The following is a 20,908-nucleotide window of genomic DNA, read 5'->3' on the forward strand; positions in this document are numbered from 1 at the left end:
CCGTGCGTCACGACCCCTCGACGAGCGCGTACGTCTGGTCGGCGATCTCCAGCTCCTCGTCCGTCGGCACCACGGCCACCGCCACCCGCGCGTACTCCGGCGAGATCAGCCGCGGCTCCCCGGACCGTACGGCGTTGAGCCCGGCGTCCACCGCCATGCCCAGCTCCTCCAGGCCCGCGATGGCAGCTTCCCGCACCGGGGCCGCGTTCTCACCGACCCCCGCCGTGAACGCCACCGCGTCCACCCGGCCGAGCACCGCCGTATAGGCGCCGATGTACTTCTTCAGCCGGTGCACGTAGATGTCGAAGGCCAGCGCCGCCCGCTCGTCGCCCTCGTCGATCCGGCGGCGGATCACCCGCATGTCGTTGTCGCCGCACAGGCCGACCAGCCCGCTCCTCTTGTTCAGCAGGACGTCGACCTCGTCGGCCGACATGCCCGCCACCCGCATCAGGTGGAAGGTGACCGCCGGATCGATGTCCCCCGAGCGCGTACCCATCACGAGCCCCTCCAAGGGGGTCAGCCCCATGGAGGTGTCCACGCACCGGCCGCCCGCGACCGCCGAGACGGACGCCCCGTTGCCCAGGTGCAGCACGATCACGTTCACCTCCTCCGGCGCCCTGCCCAGCAGCTCGGCCGTCTTCCGCGAGACGTACGCGTGCGAGGTGCCGTGGAAGCCGTAGCGGCGGATGCGGTGCGCGTCGGCGGTCTCCACGTCGATCGCGTACCGCGCGGCCGACTCCGGCATCGTCCGGTGGAACGCCGTGTCGAACACCGCGACCTGCGGCAGGTCCGGCCGCAGCGCCCGCGCCGTACGGATGCCGGTGATGTTGGCCGGGTTGTGCAGCGGCGCGACCGGTACCAGGCGCTCGATCTCCTTCAGCACCTCGTCGGTGATCAGCGTCGGCTCGCTGAACCGCAGCCCGCCGTGCACCACCCGGTGCCCGATCGCGGCGAGTTCGGGGGAGTCCAGGCCGAGTCCGTCCGCCGCCAGCTCCTCGGCCGCCGCCTTCAGCGCCTCGTCGTGGTCGGCGATCCGGCCCGTACGCTCCCTGGTCTCCGTCCCGCCCGACGGCGTGTGCACCAGCCGCGAGGTCTCCTCGCCGATCCGCTCGACCAGGCCCGAGGCGAGCCGGGAGCGGTCCCGCATGTCGAGGAGCTGGTACTTCACCGACGAGGAGCCGGAGTTGAGGACGAGGACGCGATGCGGTTCCACAGGGGCAGCCGTGCTTTCGTGATCGGGGGCGGGGGCGGTGTCCGTCATGCGGGGCGCTCCTCGCCCTGGGCCTGGATCGCCGTGATGGCCACGGTGTTGACGATGTCCTGGACGAGCGCGCCGCGCGAGAGGTCGTTGACCGGCTTGCGCAGGCCCTGGAGCACCGGACCGACCGCCACCGCTCCCGCCGAGCGCTGCACGGCCTTGTAGGTGTTGTTGCCGGTGTTCAGGTCCGGGAAGATCAGCACGCTCGCCCGGCCCGCCACCTCCGAGTCCGGCAGTTTCGTCGCCGCGACGGTCGGCTCGACCGCCGCGTCGTACTGGATCGGCCCCTCCACCCGCAGGTCCGGACGCTCGGCCCGCACCCGCTCGGTGGCCTCGCGCACCTTGTCGACGTCCGCGCCGGAGCCCGAGGTCCCGGTCGAGTACGACAGCATCGCCACCCGGGGCTCCACGCCGAAGCGGGCCGCCGTCGCCGCCGACTGCACCGCGATGTCCGCGAGCTGCTCGGCGTCCGGGTCCGGGTTCACCGCGCAGTCGCCGTACACGAGGACCTTGTCGGCCAGGCACATGAAGAAGACGGACGAGACGATCGACGCGTCCGGCTTGGTCTTGATGATCTCGAACGCCGGGCGGATCGTGGCGGCCGTGGAGTGCACCGACCCCGACACCATCCCGTCGGCCAGCCCCTCCCGCACCATCAGCGTGCCGAAGTAGTTCACGTCCGCCACCACGTCGTACGCCAGCTCCACCGTCACCCCGCGGTGCGCGCGCAGCTCGGCGTACCGCTCGGCGAACGTCTGCCGCAGCTCCGAGGTGTGCGGGTCGATCAGCTGAGCCCGCGCGAGGTCGATCCCGAGGTCGGCGGCCTTCTTGCGGATCACGTCCACGTCGCCGAGGAGGGTGAGATCGCAGACGTCGCGGCGCGTCAGCACGTCGGCGGCGCGCAGCACCCGCTCCTCCGTGCCTTCCGGCAGCACCACGCGTTTGCGGTCGGAGCGGGCCTGCTCCAGCAGCTCGTGTTCGAACATCATCGGCGTGACGCGCTCGCTGCGGGCCACCGAGATCCGCTCCAGCAGGGCGCCGGTGTCCACATGGCGCTCGAACAGGCCGAGGGCGGTCTCCGCCTTGCGCGGGGTCGCCGCGTTCAACTTGCCTTCGAGCGTGAAGAGTTCGGCCGCCGTGGGGAAGGAGCCGCCGGCCACCGACACGACCGGGGTCCCCGGTGCGAGCCGCGCGGCCAGCGTGAGTATCTCCTCGCCGGGCCGCTCGTCCAGGGTCAGCAGCACGCCCGCGATGGGCGGGGTGCCCGCGCTGTGCGCGGCCAGCGAACCCACCACCAGGTCCGCCCGGTCCCCGGGGGTGACCACCAGGCAGCCGGGCGTCAGGGCGTTCAGCAGGTTCGGCAGCATCGCCCCGCCGAACACGAAGTCCAGCGCGTCGCGCGCCAGCCCCGAGTCGTCGCCGAGCAGCACCGTGCCGTCCAGCGCCGCGGTGATCTGGGCGACCGTGGGCGCCGAGAGCGCCGGATCGTCCGGCAGCACGGAGACGGGGACCGGCAGCCGGGCCGCGAGCCGCTCCGCTATCGCCGTGCGGTCCTCGGCGGCGACCCGGTTGACCACCATGGCCAGCACGTCGCAGCCCAGCCCCGCGTAGGCGCGGTAGGCGTTGCGGGTCTCGGCCCGGACCGACTCCGCGGTCTGGCCCTTGCCGCCGACCACCGCGATCACCGAGGCCCCGAACTCGTTGGCCAGCCGGGCGTTGAGCGCCAGCTCGTCGGGGAGCTGGGTGGCGGCGAAGTCGCTGCCGAGGACGAGGACCGCCTCGTACTCCCTGGCCACCCGGTGGAAGCGCTCGACCAGCTGCGAGACCAGCTCGTCGGTGCCCTTCTCCGCCTGTACGGCGGACGCCTCGTGGTAGTCCAGGCCGTAGACCGAGGCCGGGCTCTGGGAGAGCCGGTAGCGGGCCCGCAGCAGCTCGTAGAGCCGGTCGGGCCCGTCGTGGACCAGCGGGCGGAAGACCCCGACCCGGTCCACCTGACGCGTCAGAAGCTCCATGACTCCCAGCTCGACGACCTGCCGGCCGTCCCCCCGGTCGATCCCGGTCACATACACGCTCCGCGCCACGCGTGCTCTCCCGTCCCTGTCTCGGTGCCGTACCCCGGCGGAACACCGGGCGTCCGAACGGGAGTGGCGCCCCCGTGCCCGCCCGGTGTTCCGCCGGGTACGGCATTGGCCTGCATCGGCTCTTGACGATACCTGCGGGTGCCGCTAGGCCGCCCGCCGGAGAAGCACTCCACCCCGGCCGGGACGACGCGCTCACCGGCCCCGTGCACCTCCTGCCCCGTCGCCCCCCCCCGTACGGCCGAAAGCGCGGTCGTCGTGCCGGGCGTGGGACAATCGTCCTGGTTCAGGGCACGGAGGCCGCCACGGTCGGTCTCCCGGAAAAGCGCGACTAGCGAGCAGGAGACACACCTCGATGCGCATCGGAATTCTCACCGCGGGCGGCGACTGCCCCGGCCTGAACGCAGTGATCCGGTCGGTCGTCCACCGTGCCGTCGTGGGTCACGGCGACGAGGTCATCGGCTTCGAGGACGGCTTCAAGGGGCTGCTCGACGGCCACTACCGGCCCCTCGACCTCAACGCGGTCAGCGGCATCCTCGCCCGTGGCGGCACCATCCTCGGCTCGGCCCGGCTGGAGCGCGACCGGCTCCGCGAGGCCGCCGAGAACTGCGCGGAGCTGTCCCGCCGTTACGGCATCGACGCGCTCATCCCGATCGGCGGGGAGGGCACGCTCACCGCTGCCCGGATGCTCGCGGACGCCGGCATGCCCGTCGTCGGCGTCCCGAAGACCATCGACAACGACATCTCCTCCACCGACCGCACGTTCGGATTCGACACGGCGGTGGGCGTTGCGACCGAGGCCATAGACCGTCTGAAGACCACCGCCGAGTCCCACCAGCGCGTGATGGTCGTCGAGGTCATGGGCCGGCACGCCGGGTGGATCGCGCTGGAGTCCGGAATGGCCGGCGGCGCCCACGGGATCTGCCTGCCGGAGCGCCCCTTCCAGGTCGACGACCTGGTCAAGATGGTCGAGGAACGGTTCGCGCGCGGCAAGAAGTTCGCCGTCATCTGCGTCGCCGAGGGCGCGCACCCGGCCGAGGGCTCCATGCCGTACGCCAAGGGCGAGATCGACCAGTACGGCCACGAGCGCTTCCAGGGCATCGGCAACCGCCTCGCCATCGAGCTGGAGACCCGGCTGGGCAAGGAGGCCCGGCCGGTCATTCTCGGCCATGTCCAGCGCGGCGGCACGCCGACCGCGTACGACCGGGTGCTCGCCACCCGCTTCGGCTGGCACGCGGTGGAGGCCGTGCACCGCGGCGAGTTCGGCCGGATGACCGCCCTGCGCGGCAACGACATCGCCATGGTCCCGCTCGCCGAGGCCATCACCCAGCTGAAGCGGGTGCCCGCCGAGCGGATGTACGAGGCGGAGTCGGTCTTCTAGGACCGCCGGACCTCGTCGCGCTTCCAGGGCCCGCCGCGCTTCCTCGCGCCGGAACCGCACAGGCGGCCGGTCCGGAACCGCACGGGCCGCACGGGCGGCCCGTGCGGAGTCACACCCCGGCCGTCCGCCAGAACTGCTCCACCACCCGCGCCAGGAACGCCCGGCCCGCGTCGCCCGACGCACCGGAGCGTTCCTGGCCGGTGCTGCTCCAGCTCAGCGTGGAGACCATCAGGGCCTGGTAGTCGGTGTGCAACTGCTCCAGCACGTCCTGCACGTGCGCCCGGTCCATCGGGACGATCTTGGAGACCGGGCGGACGTAGGCCTGCCAGCGCGTGGTGACCGCGCTGGTCAGCAGGTCCGCCAGCTCCGCGTCGCGGCCGGTCGCCGTCAGGAACTGCGCCGCCGTCAGGCCCAGCGCCCGGCACAGCGCGGCCGACTGCTTCTCGTTGCCCCGCCAGCGCCCCGACTCCTCCATCCGCTGGTACGCGGAGCCGGTCATCCCCAGCTGCCGGGCCAGGTCGTCCACCGTCAGGTCCCGGCTCACGCGGTGTTCGCGCAGCGTGGCGGCGGCGGCCAGGAGTTCGCCCGGAGCGCACCACAGGACGCCGGCCAGGGCCGTCAGCTCGCGCTCCGCCGGGAGCGCGGCGCCGCGCTCCCAGGCGATGACCGTCTCGGCGCTGATCCGGAGTCCGTACTGGGCGGCGAGCCCGTAGGCGACATGGCCGGGGGCCATCCCCAGAGCCTCGCGGAGACGGCGCGCGGCGGGGGCGTTGAAGGGCGGGGTGGGGTGCACGGGCCCACCGTAGAAGTCCATCCCCGTCCTGGCTACGGTACGTTCCGCACAGTTCACGCTTCGTAGGAACCTCCTAGTACGAACCGCGCGGGCGGTATGGGAAACCAGTCCCCACCAGCGCTTTCTTTCTCCCCTCCGCAGAACCTTCACAGCGGCTCGGCACGGGGGCGAAACCGACCGGCAAGCGCTTGCCGGTCCCTCGGCCACCGGCCGGTCAGCGCCCGGCGACCAGCCAGCGGTAGTGCAGCTCCGGTCTGCCGACCTGCCCGTAATGCGGACGCCTCGCCGCGCTGCCGACGGCCACCAGATGCTCCAGATACCGCCGGGCCGTGATCCGGGAGATGCCCACCGACTCCCCGGCGGCGGCCGCCGTCACCCCTTCCGGGGCCTCCTTCAGCACCCGCGTCACCGCTTCCAGCGTCGGCCCGCTGAGCCCCTTGGGCAGCGCGGCGGGCTGCGCGACCCGCAGCGCGCCCAGGGCCCGGTCCACCTCCTCCTGCCCGCTCGCCTCCCCGGCGGCCCCCCGGAACTCCGCGTACCGCACCAGCCGGTCCCGCAGCGTGGGGTACGTGAACGGCTTCAGCACGTACTGCACGACGCCCAGCGACACCCCCTCCCGCACCACCGCCAGGTCCCGCGCCGAGGTCACCGCGATCACATCCGCCCCGTGGCCGGACGCCCGCAGCGAGCGCAGCAGCCCGAGCCCGTGCCCGTCGGGAAGGTAGAGGTCGAGCAGCAGCAGGTCCACCGGGGTCCGCTCCAGCGCCCGCACCGCCGCCGCCCTGGTGTGCGCCACCGCCGTCACCGTGAAGCCCTCCACCCGCTCCACGTACATCTGGTGGGCGTCGGCCGCCACCGGATCGTCCTCCACCACCAGCACCCGGATCACGGCGTGACCTCCTCGGACGCCGCTACGGAGCCGGACGCGTCCGACCCGGGCCCGTGCCCGGCCCCCGGCCGCGATCCCGCCGTCCGGTCGCCGAGCGGCAGCCGTACGGTGAAGCGCGCTCCGCCGTCCGGACCCGCGTCCAGCTCCACCGTGCCCCCGTTGCGGTGCGCCGCCTGCCGCACCAGCGCCAGGCCGAGCCCGCGCCCCGCCCCGTGCGTCGACCAGCCGCGCCGGAACACCTCGTCCGCCGCCGCCGGGTCGATGCCCGCCCCGGTGTCCGCCACCCGCAGCAGCAGCTCCCGCTCGTCCGCGAGCGCGGTCACCGTCACCCGAGGCCGCCCCGCAGACCCTCCGGCGGCCCGCGGCGCGGGCACCGCCCCGCCCTCGTCCGCGCCCTCGGACCCCTCCGACGCCGCCTCCACCGCGTTGTCGATCAGATTGCCCAGGATCGTCACCAGATCCCGGTGGGGCGGCGACGGCGGCAGCGCCCCGTCGTCGATCAGGCTGTCCTCCGCGAGCACCAGCTCCACCCCCCGCTCGTTCGCCTGGGCCGCCTTGCCGAGCAGCAGCGCGGCGAGCACCGGCTCCTCCACCGCCCCCACCACCCGGTCGGTCAGCACCTGCGCCAGCTCCAGTTCGGCCGTCGCGAAGTCCACGGCCTCCGCCACCCGGCCCAGTTCGATCAGCGACACCACGGTGTGGAGCCGGTTCGCCGCCTCGTGGGCCTGCGAGCGCAGTGCCTGCGTGAACCCGCGCTCCGAGTCCAGCTCCCCGGAGAGCGCCTGCAACTCGGTGTGGTCGCGCAGCGTCACCACCGTGCCCCGCCGCTCACCGCCCACCACCGGGCGGGTGTTGACCACGATCACCCGCTCCGCCGTCAGATGCAGCTCGTCCACCCGCGCCTCCGACGCCAGCAGCGCCCCGGTCAGCGGTGCGGGCAGGGCCATTTCGTCGACCGTGCGGCCGACCGCCTCGGCGTCCGGCTCCAGACCCAGCAGCTCCCGCCCGGCGTCGTTGATCAGCGCGACCCGACGCCGCCCGTCCAGCATCAGCAGCCCCTCGCGCACCGCGTGCAGGGTGGCCTGGTGGTAGTCGTGCAGCCGGCTCAGCTCCGCCGCGTTCATCCCGTGGGTGTGCCGCCGCAGCCGGGCGTTGATCACGTACGTGCCGATCCCGCCGAGCGCCAGCGCCCCGCCCGCCGCCAGCGCGAGGGCGCCCAACTGCTCCCGTACCTGCGAGGAGACCCGGTCCACGGTGATGCCCGCGCTGACGAGGCCGACGATCCGCCCCCGGTCGAAGATCGGGGTCACCACCCGTATCGAGGGGCCGAGCGTTCCGGTGTACGTCTCGGTGAAGGTCTCCCCGCGCAGCGCCTGCGCGGTGTTGCCGAGGAAGGTGTCCCCGATCCGCGCGGTGTCCGGGTGCGTCCAGCGCACCCGCCGCGGGTCCATGATCGTGACGAAGGCGATCCCGGTGTCCTCGCGCACCCGCTCCGCGTACGGCTGGAGTACGGCGGACGGGTCCGGGGTACGGATCGCCTCCCGTACGGAGGGGGAATCGGCCACCGCGAGGGCCGCCACCCGCACCTGGCGCTCGGCCGTCTCCTCCGCCAGCGCGCTGCCGGAGGCGTACGCGAAGACGGCGCACCCGGCCACCACGGCGGCGATCAGCACGACCTGCATGGCGAAGAGCTGGCCCGCCAGGCTCCGGGGGCGGGTACGGGGGAAGCGCATGCCCCCAGTCTGCCTGGACCGGCCGGAGCTCCCTGCCTGGCCGGAAAACGACCGTGAACGATATGAACGCAACGGTGACCGGGGTCACAGGGGGGTGGATAGTCACCGAAGCCCCCAGGGACGGGGGCGACGTGACCGAGCCGAGGAGCCCCACCATGGCTGTGGCAGCCGAAAAACGGGACCGCACCCACTACCTGTACATCGCCGTGATCGCCGCCGTGGCGCTCGGCATCCTGGTGGGCTTCGTGGCCCCCGGCGTGGCCGTCGAGCTGAAGCCCATCGGGGCCGGCTTCGTGAACCTGATCAAGATGATGATCTCGCCGATCATCTTCTGCACGATCGTCCTCGGCGTCGGCTCGGTCCGCAAGGCGGCGAAGGTCGGCGCGGTCGGCGGGCTGGCGCTGGGCTACTTCCTGGTCATGTCGACCGTCGCGCTCGCCATCGGCCTGCTCGTCGGCAACGTCCTGGAGCCCGGCTCCAGCCTCCACATCACCGAGCAGGCGCGAGCCGCCGGAGAGGCGCAGGCGTCGGGCGCGAGCGAGTCCACCGTGGACTTCCTGCTCGGCATCATCCCGACCACGATGGTCTCCGCGTTCACCGAGGGCGAGGTCCTCCAGACCCTCCTCATCGCGCTCCTCGCGGGCTTCGCGCTCCAGGCGATGGGCAGGACCGGTGAGCCGGTCCTCCGCGGCATCACCCACATCCAGCGCCTCGTCTTCCGCATCCTGGCGATGATCATGTGGGCCGCCCCGGTCGGCGCGTTCGGCGCGATCGCCGCGGTGGTCGGCGAGACCGGCCTCGACGCCCTGAAGTCGCTGGCGATCATCATGATCGGCTTCTACGTCACCTGCGCGCTGTTCGTCTTCGTGGTGCTCGGCGCCCTCCTGCGCCTGGTCGCCGGGGTGAACCTGTTCGCGCTGCTGAAGTACCTGGGGCGCGAGTTCCTGCTGATCCTCTCCACCTCCTCGTCCGAGTCGGCGCTGCCCCGGCTGATCGCGAAGATGGAGCACATGGGCGTCAGCAAGCCCGTCGTCGGCATCACCGTGCCGACCGGCTACTCCTTCAACCTCGACGGCACCGCGATCTACCTCACGATGTCCTCGCTGTTCATCGCCAACGCCATGGGCGACCCGCTGAGCGCGGGCGAGCAGATCTCGCTGCTGGTCTTCATGGTCATCGCCTCGAAGGGCGCGGCCGGTGTGACCGGCGCGGGGCTGGCGACCCTCGCCGGCGGCCTCCAGTCGCACCGCCCCGAACTGGTCGACGGCGTCGGCCTGATCGTCGGCATCGACCGCTTCATGAGCGAGGCCCGCGCCCTGACCAACTTCGCGGGCAACGCGGTCGCCACGGTCCTGGTGGGCCACTGGACCAAGGAGATCGACAAGGAGCGGGTCGGCGAGGTGCTGGCCGGCCGGATCCCGTTCGACGAGAAGACCCTGGTGGACGACGGCCACGGCCCCGCCCCCTCCGACGAGGTGCCCGCCCAGCGGGAGGCCGCCGCCGAACAGCCCGCCAAGGTCTGACCGGGTCCCGTCGCGCCACCCCACCGGACAGCCGCAGCGGCACCCCCCAGCCCTGCGGCACCCCCGGCCGCAGCGGCCCCCCAGCCCCTGCGGCCCCCACCAAGGACACCCGTATCCCCCGGTACGGGTGTCCTTGTGTCGGTGGCCGGTACCGGCCACCTGTGTCCGTGTTCTGTCACGGGGAACCCGGCAGGGACAACCCTCGTGCTCCAGCACCGGTCCTGAGAGGTGAAGGACCGCAGCCCGCCACCGCGCCCCACGACCGAAGGACTTCCATGCGCATCCCCCCTTCCCGCAGCCGTACCCTGCGCGGCGGGACCGCCGCCGTAGCCGTCGCCGCACTGGTGGCGCTGGGCGCCGTACCGGCGCTCGCCGGCGAACCGGAGCCGCAGCTCGGCGTCGGGACGATCGCGCGGGTCGAGGGGGTCCGGCCCGGAAGCTCGTTCTCCACCCCGCTCACGTTCCTGAACAAGGGGACGGCGGAGGTGCCCGCGGTCTGGGTGACGTACGCCGTGTCGCCGGGGCTGAAGGCGGACGAGACGCACCGGAACTGCACCTACTACACCGTCCCGTCCTACGACGAGATGCCCGCGTCGAACGTCGCCTCGTGCAGGATCGAGCAGCCGCTGAAGCCGAATGTCGTCTACGGCACGGCGAAGCCCGTATCGGTCGGGGCGCTCGACTCCGCGTTCCGCGACCACCTGCGGGTGACGATCGGCGTCGGCGAGCCCGATCCGGGCGACGCCGGTTCCGGCGAGTCCGTGCCGGGCACCGGCGACCCGCTCACCCTGGAGGAGGTGGAGGCTCCGGCCACCGAGACCGACCGGCGCGACCACCCCGAGCCGGTCGCCGAGACCGAGGTGAACGCCGCCAACACCGCCGACTTCGCCCTCACCGGCGCGGAGGTGAAGGGTGCGGTGGGCGACAAGGTCACCGCGACGGTGACGTTCGCCAACAAGGGCCCCGCCCGCGTGCAGGGCGACCGCGACCGGAGCGTCACCACCGTCGACGTCCGCATCCCGAACGGCACGTCCGTCGTCGAGGCGCACGGATTCTGCGACGCCGTCACCAGGACCCACTACCGCTGCGGCACCTCCGGGTCCCGGGCCGACGTGGACGGCGGCGAGAGCTACCCCTTCGTCCTGCGGATCGACAAGGCGGTCGGCCGCGCCACGGGCGAGGTCTCCTTCACCGGCCAGGAGCGCCCCTTCGACCGGAACGCGGCCAACGACACCGCGCGGATCGTGATCGAGACGGGCAAGGACGCGGGCGCCTCCGGCTCGACCGGTTCCTCCGGAGGTACGGGCGGCTCGTCGTCGAACGGCGCTTCCACCTCCTCCGGCGGTCCTTCCTCCTCCGGCGGCTCGGTCTCCACCGGCGGTACGAGCACCGGGGGCTCCGGCTCCTCCGGCGGTACGGGCGACGCGACGGCCGGCGGCGCGACCTCGCGGACGGGGAACGGCGGAAACCTCGCGGCGACCGGTTCCGGTTCCACCCTCCCGCTGGTCGGCATGGCAGCCGCGGCGGTGGCCGCCGGCGGCGGCGTCGTCTGGGCGGTGCGCCGCCGGTCCACGATCCGGCGGAGCTGACACCCCGCACTCCGACGCCGACGGGCCCGCCCCCCCCCCGGCGGACACGTCGGCCCTCGTCGGGACCCGTCCCCACCCCCGCGCACCGGGGAACCGGCCGGACGTTTCCAGCCCACTGAGCCGCTGACCTGCATCCTTTCCCGAAAGTGCGTAGCTGACAGTCAAGTGGGTTCTGGTCAGGCCCTGTTCGCGCGCCCAGCATGGTGTCCATGACGCAAGCGAACACGACCGCCGAATCCACCCCCGTCACCGTTCTCGGCCTCGGTGACATGGGCCGCTCCCTGGCCCGCGCCTTCCTGGCCGCCGGCCACCCCACCACTGTCTGGAACCGTTCGCCCGAGAAGGGCGAGGACGTCGTCGCACGGGGCGCGGTGCGGGCCGCGTCCGCCGAGGAGGCCGTCCGGGCGAGCGGACTCGTGGTGGTCTGCCTCGTCGACTACGACGCCTCCGACGCGGTCCTGGAACCGCTGGCCGGGGCCCTTCAGGGGCGGGTCCTGGTCAACCTCACCTCGGACACCCCGGCCCGTTCGCGGCAGGCCGCCGTCTGGGCCGAGAAGCACTCCCTGTCCTACCTCGACGGGGCGATCATGGTGCCGGTCGACATGATCGGTTCGCCGGAGGCGCTGATCTTCCACTCCGGCGACCGCGCCGCCTTCACCGCCCACGAGGCCACCCTCAAGGCGCTCGGCGCGCCCGCCACCTTCCTCGGCGAGGACCACGGCCTCGCCGCCGCCTACGACATGGCGATGCTGGACTTCTTCTACGGGGCCATGGGCGGCCTCGTCCACGCCTTCGCGCTGGCCCGCGCGGAGGGCATCGACGGCGCGTCCCTCGCCCCGTACCTCACCACGATCGCGAACATCCTGCCGCCGATCGCGGCCTACACCGCCACCGACATCGACTCCCGCGCGTACACGGGCGAGGGCGCGAACCTGGCGATGATGGCGGCCAGCGTCGACCACATCCTGCACGCCGCGAAGGACCGGGGCCTGGACGTCTCCCAGCTCGCCGCCCTCAAGGGCGTCACCGACCGGGCGATCGCGCGGGGCCACGGCCCCGAGTCCTGGTCGAGCATCGTCGAGGTGATCGCCGCCGATCACTGACCCGCCGCGACGGGGGAGGGGCCCGGACCGTGTCGTCACCGACGCGGACCGGGCCCCGGTCCGTCCACCTCCCCCCGGCTACGCCGGGCGCAGCCACACCGTCGCCAGCGGCGGCAGCGTCAGCGAGATGCTCGACGGCCGTCCGTGCGCGGGCACCGCCTCCGCCTTCACCGGCTCCTCGTTGCGCACGTCGCCGCCGCCGTAACGGGCCGCGTCGGTGTTCAGCACCTCGACCCAGCCCTCCGCACCGGTCTCCGGCACCCCGAGACGGTAGTCGGTGCGGACCGCCGGGGAGAAGTGCGAGACCGCCAGGAGCGGCGAGCCGTCCGCGTCGTACCGCAGGAACGCGAACACGTTGTCCTCGGCCGCGCCGCCGTCCACCCAGCTGAACCCCTCCGGCACGGTGTCGCGCTGCCACAGCGCGGGCACCGCCCCGTACACCGCGTTCAGGTCGCCGACCAGGGTCCGCACACCGCGGTGGTCGGCGGACGCCTCGTACGAGGGGTCGAGCAGCCACCAGTCCGGGCCGTGCCCCTCGGACCACTCCGCGCCCTGCGCGAACTCCTGCCCCATGAACAGCAGTTGCTTGCCGGGGTGGGCCCACATGAAACCCAGGTACGCGCGGTGGTTCGCCCGCCGCTGCCACCAGTCGCCGGGCATCTTCGTCACCAGCGCCTGCTTGCCGTGCACCACCTCGTCGTGCGAGATCGGCAGCACGTAGTTCTCGCTGTAGGCGTACACCATCGAGAACGTCATCTCGTTGTGGTGGTACTTGCGGTGGACCGGCTCCTTCGCCATGTACTGGAGGGAGTCGTGCATCCAGCCCATGTTCCACTTCAGCCCGAAGCCGAGGCCCCCGCTGTCGGTGGGCCGGGTGACGCCGTCCCAGGCGGTGGACTCCTCCGCGATGGTGACGACGCCCGGATTGCGCCGGTAGACGGTCGCGTTCATCTCCTGGAGGAAGGCGACCGCGTCCAGGTTCTCCCGCCCGCCGAACTCGTTGGGCGACCACTGGCCGTCCTCGCGCGAGTAGTCGAGGTAGAGCATGGAGGCCACCGCGTCCACCCGGAGCCCGTCGATGTGGAACTCCTCGCACCAGTACGTGGCGTTGGCGACCAGGAAGTTGCGGACCTCGGTGCGGCCGTAGTCGAACTCCAGCGTTCCCCAGTCCGGGTGCGCGGCACGCTGCGGGTCGGAGTGCTCGTACAGCGGCCGGCCGTCGAACTCGGCCAGCGCCCAGTCGTCGCGCGGGAAGTGGGCCGGGACCCAGTCCATGATGACGCCGATCCCGGCCCGGTGCAGGGCGTCGACGAGGAAGCGGAAGTCGTCCGGGGTGCCCATCCGGGAGGTCGGGGCGTAGAACCCGGTGACCTGGTAGCCCCAGGAACCGCCGAAGGGGTGCTCCGAGACCGGCATCAGCTCGACATGCGTGAAGCCCAGATCCTTGACGTACGCCGGGAGCTGTTCGGCGAGTTGACGGTACGTCAGTCCGGGCCGCCACGAAGCCAGGTGGACCTCGTACACCGAGAACGGGGCCTCGTGGACGGGGCGGTCGCCCCGGTGCGCCATCCAGTCCGCGTCCTGCCACTCGTGGTGCGAGGCGGTGACGACGGACGCGGTCGCCGGCGGCACCTCGGTGCGGCGGGCCATCGGGTCGGCCCGGACCGTGTGCGAACCGTCCGGACGGCAGATGTCGTACTTGTACAGCGCACCCTCCCCGACCCCCGGCAGGAACAGCTCCCACACCCCGGTCGAGCCCAGCGAACGCATCGGGAAGGCCGTGCCGTCCCAGTAGGCGAAGTCACCGGTGACCCGCACGCCGCGCGCGTTCGGCGCCCAGACGGTGAACCGGGTCCCGGCCACCCCCTGGTGGACCATCGGCTCCGCGCCGAGCGCCCGCCACAACTCCTCGTGGCGGCCCTCGCCGATCAGGTGCAGATCCAGCTCCCCGAGGGCGGGCCAGAAGCGGTAGGGGTCCTCCACCTCGACGGTGTTGTCGTCATAGGCCACCTCCAGCCGGTACGCGGGGATCTCCGGCACCGGCAGCACGCCGGAGAAGAACCCGTCGCCGTCGTCGTGCAGTTCGGCCCGCAGACCGGTCGCCAGCACGGTGACGGAACGGGCGAACGGCCGCAGCGCGCGTACCAGCACGCCGCCGGGGATCGGGTGCGCGCCCAGCACGTCGTGCGGCGCGTGGTGGTCGCCGGCCAGCAGGCGGCCCCGGTCCGCGGGGTCCAGGGCCGGTGCGGGGCGGGCGCCCTGGCCGTCGGCGGCCTGCCGGGGGCGCGGCGGGCCCGCCTCCGCCCCCGCGGTCCGGGTGCGCTTCGCGGGGACGGGCTCCGTGGCGGTCGTGGTGGCCGCGGGCGACGGGGCCGCCGACGCCTCGGCGGACGCTGCGGCGGAGACCCCGGCCGGGGCCGCGGCCGGGGGCCCGGCGGGCGATTCCGCCCGGACCTCGACCGGGATCTCGGCGGTCTGCTTGCGGGATGCCTTGCGGGACGGCTTGCGGGCGGTCACAGGGACTGCCTCCTCGGGGAGTGAAGGGAGAGAACCACGGGGGTAGGGGGAGGGGCGGGAGGCCGGGCCCGCTCAGGCGGCGGCGGACCGGGCCAGCCGTTGGATGGCCGCCATGGGGACCGGCAGCCAGTCGGGGCGGTGCCGGGCCTCGTACAGCACCTCGTACACGGCCTTGTCCGTCTCGTGGGCACGCAGCAGCTCCGGCTCGCCGCGCGGATCGGTGCCCGACGCCTGCGCGTAGCCCTCGCAGTAGGCGGCACGGCAGCGGGCCGCCCACTCCGGATTCCACGGGCGGTGCGAGCGGGCCGCGTAGTCGAACGACCGCAGCATGCCCGCCACATCGCGCACCGGGGGCGCGGGGCTGCGGCGCTCGGCCAGCGGCCGGGCCGGTTCGCCCTCGAAGTCGATCAGCGACCAGAAGCCGTCGGCGGAGCGCAGCGTCTGCCCGAGGTGGAGATCGCCGTGCACGCGCTGCTGGGCCCAGCCGCTGCCCCGTACCCCGAGGTCGGTCACCGCGTCGAAGGCGGCGCGGAGCCCCGGGACGTACGGCGCCAGTGCCGGGACCGCCCGCGCGGCCGACTCCAGTCGCCGGGTCATCTCCGCGACGAGCTGCCGGGTCTGGGTCCCGCGCAGCGCCGGGGTGGGCAGCGCGGCGGCGAGCGCCGTGTGCACCTCGGCGGTGGCCCGGCCGAGCGCCCGCGCCTCGGGCAGGAAGTCGCGTCCCGCCGCGAGCGCGGACAGGGCGAGCTGCCACCCGTCGCGGGCCCCGCGCAGGAAGGGCTGGAGGACGCCGAGGGTGAGCGGTTCGGGTCCCGGCGCCTCGAACCAGGCGACCGGGGCCGGCACCCGCTCGCACTTCTCGCGGGCCAGCGCGAGCGGCAGCTCCAGGTCCGGGTTGTCGCCCGGGAAGACGCGTCGGAAGATCTTGAGGATGTACGCGTCCCCGTAGACCAGCGAGGAGTTGGACTGCTCGGCGTCCAGGACCCGCGGCGGGAGGCCGTCCGGGATCGGGGCGGTCCGCTCGAAGCGCAGCGCGCCGAGCCTGCCGGGTCTGCGGAGACGTTCCAGCAGGAGATCGGCCAGCCGCGGATCGTGCAGCGCGTCGTAGACGGTCCGTCCGGCGAGCGGACCCCGCTCGACCTGGCCGATCAGCGCCCCCGCGAGCGTGGGGGGCAGCGACGTCCGCACGCCCAGCAGGAGTTGGTAGCAGTCCTCGTCGGGGCGGCTGTCCCGCGAGGGCTGTTCGGCGCGCAGCAGCAGATGCAGGAGCCCCGGTCCCGCCGTGCCGTGCAGCGGCAGCATCTCGGTGGCCGAGACCAGCGAGAAGCCGGTGACCGGCCGGCCCTTGCCGGCGAACCACCGCTGCCGGGGCAGCCAGGAGTGGAGCAGGGGGGCGAGGGACGGGAGGAGTTCTCCTTCCCCCGTACTGCCGGTCGTTGCGCTGTTCCTCGTGATCTTCGCCAGGGCGACGTGACTGGATGCAGCCTCCGACATGGCATCGCGTCCTTTCCCCGGGCACACCACAGGATGCGAAGAGTGTCCCGGATTGCGGCAATGGCTGTCCGGCTGTGCGGGACGTGTCGGGAGAGGAGGGTCCTTACGGACTCGAACGGCGGAACCGTGCGGACTCCGAAGGTCCTTCGGCAGGTCCTTCGTTTCGCTCAGAGTGCCCCGTGCGGGACGGCGGAAACCGTCCCGCACGGGCGGGTGGAGCATGGGGCGCCTCCGGCGGATCAGCGCCTCACGCCCTACGCCGGGGGCGCGTCCTTGCGCAGCCGGAACCAGTAGAAGCCGTGTCCCGCAAGGGTCAGCAGGTACGGCCACTGGCCGATGGCCGGGAAGCGCACCCCGCCGATCAGCTCCACCGGGTGGCGTCCGTCGAACGACCGCAGGTCCAGCTCGGTCGGCTGCGCGAACCGCGAGAAGTTGTGCACGCACAGCACGAGGTCGTCCTGGTACTCGCGGGTGAACGCCAGCACCGCCGGGTTGGACGAGGGCAGTTCGGTGTACTCGCCGAGACCGAAGGCCGGATTCTGCTTCCGGATCTCGATCATGCGGCGGGTCCAGTGCAGCAGCGAGGACGGCGACGCCATCGACGCCTCGACGTTGGTGACCTGGTAGCCGTAGACCGGGTCCATGATCGTGGGGAGGTAGAGCCGCCCCGGATCGCTGGAGGAGAAACCGGCGTTGCGGTCCGGCGTCCACTGCATCGGGGTGCGCACCGCGTCCCGGTCGCCCAGCCAGATGTTGTCGCCCATCCCGATCTCGTCCCCGTAGTAGAGGATCGGGGAACCGGGCAGCGACAGCAGCAGCGCGGTGAACAGCTCGATCTGGTTGCGGTCGTTGTCCAGCAGAGGGGCGAGCCGCCGGCGGATGCCGATGTTGGCGCGCATCCGCGGGTCCTTGGCGTACTCCGCGTACATGTAGTCGCGCTCTTCGTCCGTCACCATTTCGAGCGTCAACTCGTCGTGGTTGCGCAGGAAGATGCCCCACTGGCAGTTCTTCGGGATCGCCGGGGTCTTCGCCAGGATCTCGGAGACCGGGTAGCGGCTCTCGCGGCGCACCGCCATGAAGATGCGCGGCATGACGGGGAAGTGGAACGCCATGTGGCACTCGTCCCCGCCGGACGCGTAGTCGCCGAAGTAGTCGACGACGTCCTCCGGCCACTGGTTGGCCTCGGCGAGGAGCACGGTGTCCGGGTAGTTGGCGTCGATCTCCTTGCGGACCCGCTTGAGGAAGTTGTGGGTCTCGGGCAGGTTCTCGCAGTTGGTGCCCTCGCGCTGGTAGAGGTACGGCACCGCGTCGACCCGGAAGCCGTCGATGCCCAGGTCCAGCCAGAACCGCAGGGCCGCCAGGATCTCCTCCTGGACCGCCGGGTTCTCGTAGTTGAGGTCCGGCTGGTGCGAGAAGAAGCGGTGCCAGTAGTACTGCTTGCGGACCGGGTCGAAGGTCCAGTTGGACGTCTCCGTGTCCACGAAGATGATCCGGGCGTCCTGGAACTGCTTGTCGTCGTCGGCCCAGACGTAGTAATCGCCGTACGGGCCGTCGGGGTCCGTGCGGGACTGCTGGAACCACTCGTGCTGATCGCTCGTGTGGTTCATGACGAAGTCGATGATGACGCGCATACCGCGCTGGTGCGCGGCGTCCACGAATTCCACGAAGTCGGCGAGATCGCCGAACTCCGGCAGGACGGCCGTGTAGTCGGAGACGTCGTAGCCCCCGTCGCGCAGCGGCGACTTGAAGAACGGCGGCAGCCAGAGGCAGTCGACGCCGAGCCACTGGAGGTAGTCCAGCTTGGCGGTGATGCCCTTGAGGTCGCCGATTCCGTCGCCGTTGGAGTCCTGGAAGGACCGGACGAGGACCTCGTAGAAGACGGCGCGCTTGAACCAGTCGGGATCGCGGTCCTTGGCTGGGGTGTCCTCGAACGTGTCGGGGACAGGCTCATTGACGATCATGGTGTGGGTGACCCTCCGGTCGGCGGGGACGGTCGCAGGACCGCGATGTGCGCAGGCGTGACGCCCGGCTCCAGGCGCACATAGAAGGTCCTGCCCCAGTGGTAGGTATCGCCGGTGAGCTCGTCGCGCACCGGTACGCGCTCGTGCCGGGAAAGGCCGAGCCGCTCCATGTCCAACGAGACCGTGGCCTCCTGGGTGTGGTGCGGGTCGAGGTTCACGACCACCAGAACGGTGTTCGATCCGGAGCGCTTGCTGTAGACGAGCAGCGCGTCGTTGTCGGCGTGGTGGAAGTGGACGTCGCGCAGCTGCCGCAGAGCGGGGTTACGCCGGCGGATCCGGTTCAGCGAGGTGATCAGGGGCGTCAGCGTCCGGCCTTCGCGTTCCGCCGACTCCCAGTCCCTCGGGCGCAGTTCGTACTTCTCCGAGTTCAGGTACTCCTCGCTCCCCGGCTTGGCCGGGGTGTTCTCGCACAGCTCGAACCCCGCGTAAACGCCCCACGAGGGGGACAGTGTCGCGGCCAGCACCGCCCGCGCCTCGAAGGCCGGACGGCCGCCCTCCTGGAGGTAGCCGGGAAGGATGTCGGGGGTGTTCACGAAGAAGTTGGGCCGCATGTACGAGGCGGCGTCCCCGGCCAGCTCCGTGACGTACTCCGTCAGCTCCTGCCGGGTGTTGCGCCAGGTGAAGTACGTGTACGACTGCTGGAAGCCGATCGCGCCGAGCGTGCGCATCATCGCGGGTCGGGTGAACGCCTCCGCCAGGAAGATGACGTCGGGGTCGGCGCCGTTGATCTCCTCGATCACCTTCTCCCAGAACACCACCGGCTTGGTGTGCGGATTGTCGACCCGGAAGATCCGCACCCCGCGGTCCATCCAGAAGCGCAGGATGCGCACCGTCTCCGCCACCAGACCGCGCATGTCCTTGTCGAAGGCGATCGGGTAGATGTCCTGGTACTTCTTCGGCGGGTTCTCGGCGTACGCGATCGACCCGTCGAGGCGGTGGTGGAACCAGTCCGGGTGCTCCTTGACCCACGGGTGGTCCGGCGAGCACTGGAGTGCGAAGTCCAGCGCGATCTCCATCCGCAGGTTGCGGGCCACCGACACGAAGTGGTCGAAGTCCTCCAGCGTGCCCAGCTCCGGGTGGACCGCGTCGTGCCCGCCGTCCGCCGAACCGATCGCCCACGGCACCCCCGGATCGTGCTCACCGGGCGTCAGGCTGTTGTTCGGCCCCTTGCGGTGGGTCGTCCCGATGGGGTGGACCGGCGGCAGATAGACCACGTCGAACCCCATGGCGGCGACCGCGGGCAGCCGCTCGGCCGCCGTCCGGAACGTGCCGCTGACCAGCCGGGTCGGGGCGTCGGGCGAGGTGTCGGCCGGGTCCACCGGCACCCGCTTCGCCCCCTCCGAGCGGGGGAACAGCTCGTACCACGACCCGAACAGCGCCCGCTCGCGCTCCACCCGGACCGCCAGCGGCTTGGACCGGGTGACCAGTTCGCGCAGCGGATACCGGGCGAGGACCGCCTCGGCCGCCGGGGTCAGCGCCGCGGCGAGCCGGGCCCCGGCCGGGTGGGCGGTGTCGCGCAGCGCGTCCACCGCCGCGAGCACGGCCTCGCGGCCGTGCTTCTTGGGCACGCCCGCGGCGGCCCGCTCCAGCAGCGCGGCGCCTTCCGCCAGCACCAGGTCCGTGTCGATGCCCGCCGGGATCTTGATCGCGGCGTGGTGGCGCCAGGTGGTGACCGGATCGCTCCACGCCTCCACCGTGTACGTCCAGCGGCCCTCGGAGTCCGGGGTGATGTCCGTCCCCCACCGGTCCGTGCCCGGGGCCAGCTCGCGCATCGGGGTCCACGGACCGACCCGCCCGCCCGGATCGCGCAGCACGACGTTGGCGGCCACCGCGTCATGGCCTTCGCGGAAGACGGTGGCACTGACCTGGAAGGTCTCACCGACGACGGCCTTCACCGCCCGTCTGCCGCAGTCGACGAGAGGACGGACGTCCAGGACGGGAATACGACCGATCATGGAATCACCTGAGGGCTGGAGGAGCTCTGCGTGCATGGGGGACGGCACGCGGGCGGAGGGCCGACCGCGTGTGCCGCGAAGACGGGGATCTGTCCTTTGTAGCTGCTCAGCTGTCCGCTGATGGGCTCTGGGCATGGCCGCTCCTGTCCGCATTCACTCGAATGGCACTCGAATGGGTGGGTCGCGGGGGTTTCGCGCATGTTTCGGGACGCGCGGAGAACGTGTGCCGGCCGGGTCGTTCCGCGTACCGGGGAAGCCTTCCCCGCGTCCCCGGGTGGGAAATCCGGCGCTGTGTCAACTCTTCGGTCGTCACCGAAGGTTCGGGACCCACCGCGCGCGGCGCGTACGCCCCCGGTGGGTGCGGGGACCCCGAAGCGCCCCCACGGGTTCCGGGTACCCGCTCTGTGGCGCCACACGGCAGCCTTCCCTGTGACCGGGAGGTCCACAAGGCTGCGTACGGGGGTAAATCGGCCAAACCCGCAGGTGAGAGAAGTGGCGGAGGAGCACGGCCGGGGCGGGAGCGACGGCCGGGGAACGCCGGTGGGGGTATCGGCATCAGCCCCGGACGGCTTCC

At 72.3% G+C, this 20,908-nt stretch carries 13 protein-coding genes; 4 read left to right on the forward strand and 9 right to left on the reverse strand.

Features of this window, described 5'->3' with window-relative positions:
• Window positions 1-7 precede the first annotated feature (7 nt).
• Both QFZ71_RS22280 and pta read right to left on the reverse strand, forming a co-directional pair.
• Window positions 8-1,261 carry an acetate kinase gene (locus QFZ71_RS22280; RefSeq protein ID WP_307669934.1) on the reverse strand — a complete coding sequence of 418 codons (1,254 nt, stop codon included), beginning with the start codon at window positions 1,259-1,261 and terminating at the stop codon, window positions 8-10.
• Window positions 1,258-3,339: a phosphate acetyltransferase gene (gene pta / locus QFZ71_RS22285; protein WP_307669935.1), complete on the reverse strand. Its 2,082-nt coding sequence runs from the start codon at window positions 3,337-3,339 to the stop codon at window positions 1,258-1,260. Before pta ends, QFZ71_RS22280 begins: the two co-directional genes overlap by 4 nt.
• A gap of 352 nt (window positions 3,340-3,691) precedes the next feature.
• On the opposite strand from pta, the gene QFZ71_RS22290 reads away from it, so the two are divergent.
• A complete protein-coding gene (locus QFZ71_RS22290; RefSeq protein ID WP_307669936.1) occupies window positions 3,692-4,717 on the forward strand; it encodes an ATP-dependent 6-phosphofructokinase in 1,026 nt (341 codons plus the stop codon).
• Window positions 4,718-4,826: 109 nt separating this feature from the next.
• Here the strand turns inward: QFZ71_RS22290 and QFZ71_RS22295 are convergent, their stop codons facing one another.
• The 3 genes from QFZ71_RS22295 to QFZ71_RS22305 all read right to left on the reverse strand — a co-directional run bounded on the left by QFZ71_RS22295 (window position 4,827) and on the right by QFZ71_RS22305 (window position 8,132).
• Window positions 4,827-5,531, reverse strand: coding sequence for a helix-turn-helix transcriptional regulator (locus QFZ71_RS22295; protein WP_307669937.1), 705 nt, complete (start codon window positions 5,529-5,531; stop codon window positions 4,827-4,829).
• Between the two features lie 193 nt (window positions 5,532-5,724).
• A complete protein-coding gene (locus QFZ71_RS22300; RefSeq protein WP_307669938.1) occupies window positions 5,725-6,399 on the reverse strand; it encodes a response regulator in 675 nt (224 codons plus the stop codon).
• On the reverse strand, window positions 6,396-8,132 hold the full coding sequence (locus QFZ71_RS22305; RefSeq protein ID WP_307669939.1) for a sensor histidine kinase: 1,737 nt from the start codon (window positions 8,130-8,132) through the stop codon (window positions 6,396-6,398). Before QFZ71_RS22305 ends, QFZ71_RS22300 begins: the two co-directional genes overlap by 4 nt.
• A gap of 155 nt (window positions 8,133-8,287) precedes the next feature.
• Between QFZ71_RS22305 and QFZ71_RS22310 the strand changes: the two genes are divergently transcribed.
• The 3 genes from QFZ71_RS22310 (at window position 8,288) to QFZ71_RS22320 (ending at window position 12,347) form a co-directional block, all read left to right on the forward strand.
• Window positions 8,288-9,655, forward strand: coding sequence for a cation:dicarboxylate symporter family transporter (locus QFZ71_RS22310; RefSeq protein ID WP_307669940.1), 1,368 nt, complete (start codon window positions 8,288-8,290; stop codon window positions 9,653-9,655).
• Window positions 9,656-9,930: 275 nt separating this feature from the next.
• Window positions 9,931-11,244, forward strand: coding sequence for a peptidase (locus QFZ71_RS22315; protein WP_307669941.1), 1,314 nt, complete (start codon window positions 9,931-9,933; stop codon window positions 11,242-11,244).
• A gap of 209 nt (window positions 11,245-11,453) precedes the next feature.
• Window positions 11,454-12,347, forward strand: a complete 894-nt coding sequence (locus QFZ71_RS22320) for an NAD(P)-dependent oxidoreductase (RefSeq protein WP_307669942.1) — start codon at window positions 11,454-11,456, stop codon at window positions 12,345-12,347.
• Window positions 12,348-12,425: 78 nt separating this feature from the next.
• Here the strand turns inward: QFZ71_RS22320 and glgB are convergent, their stop codons facing one another.
• From glgB to QFZ71_RS22340, 4 genes are all read right to left on the reverse strand, one after another.
• A complete protein-coding gene (glgB, locus tag QFZ71_RS22325) occupies window positions 12,426-14,864 on the reverse strand; it encodes a 1,4-alpha-glucan branching enzyme (RefSeq protein ID WP_307669943.1) in 2,439 nt (812 codons plus the stop codon).
• A 72-nt stretch (window positions 14,865-14,936) separates the two neighbouring features.
• Window positions 14,937-16,358, reverse strand: a complete 1,422-nt coding sequence (locus QFZ71_RS22330) for a maltokinase (RefSeq protein ID WP_307669944.1) — start codon at window positions 16,356-16,358, stop codon at window positions 14,937-14,939.
• A 254-nt stretch (window positions 16,359-16,612) separates the two neighbouring features.
• Window positions 16,613-18,319, reverse strand: a complete 1,707-nt coding sequence (gene treS, locus QFZ71_RS22335; protein WP_307669945.1) for a maltose alpha-D-glucosyltransferase — start codon at window positions 18,317-18,319, stop codon at window positions 16,613-16,615.
• Window positions 18,316-20,334, reverse strand: a complete 2,019-nt coding sequence (locus QFZ71_RS22340) for an alpha-1,4-glucan--maltose-1-phosphate maltosyltransferase (RefSeq protein WP_307669946.1) — start codon at window positions 20,332-20,334, stop codon at window positions 18,316-18,318. The genes treS and QFZ71_RS22340 overlap by 4 nt, the downstream gene beginning before the upstream one ends.
• Between the last annotated feature and the right edge of the window lie 574 nt (window positions 20,335-20,908).

The organism is Streptomyces sp. V2I9, from assembly GCF_030817475.1.
In the GTDB taxonomy this organism is placed as follows: domain Bacteria; phylum Actinomycetota; class Actinomycetes; order Streptomycetales; family Streptomycetaceae; genus Streptomyces.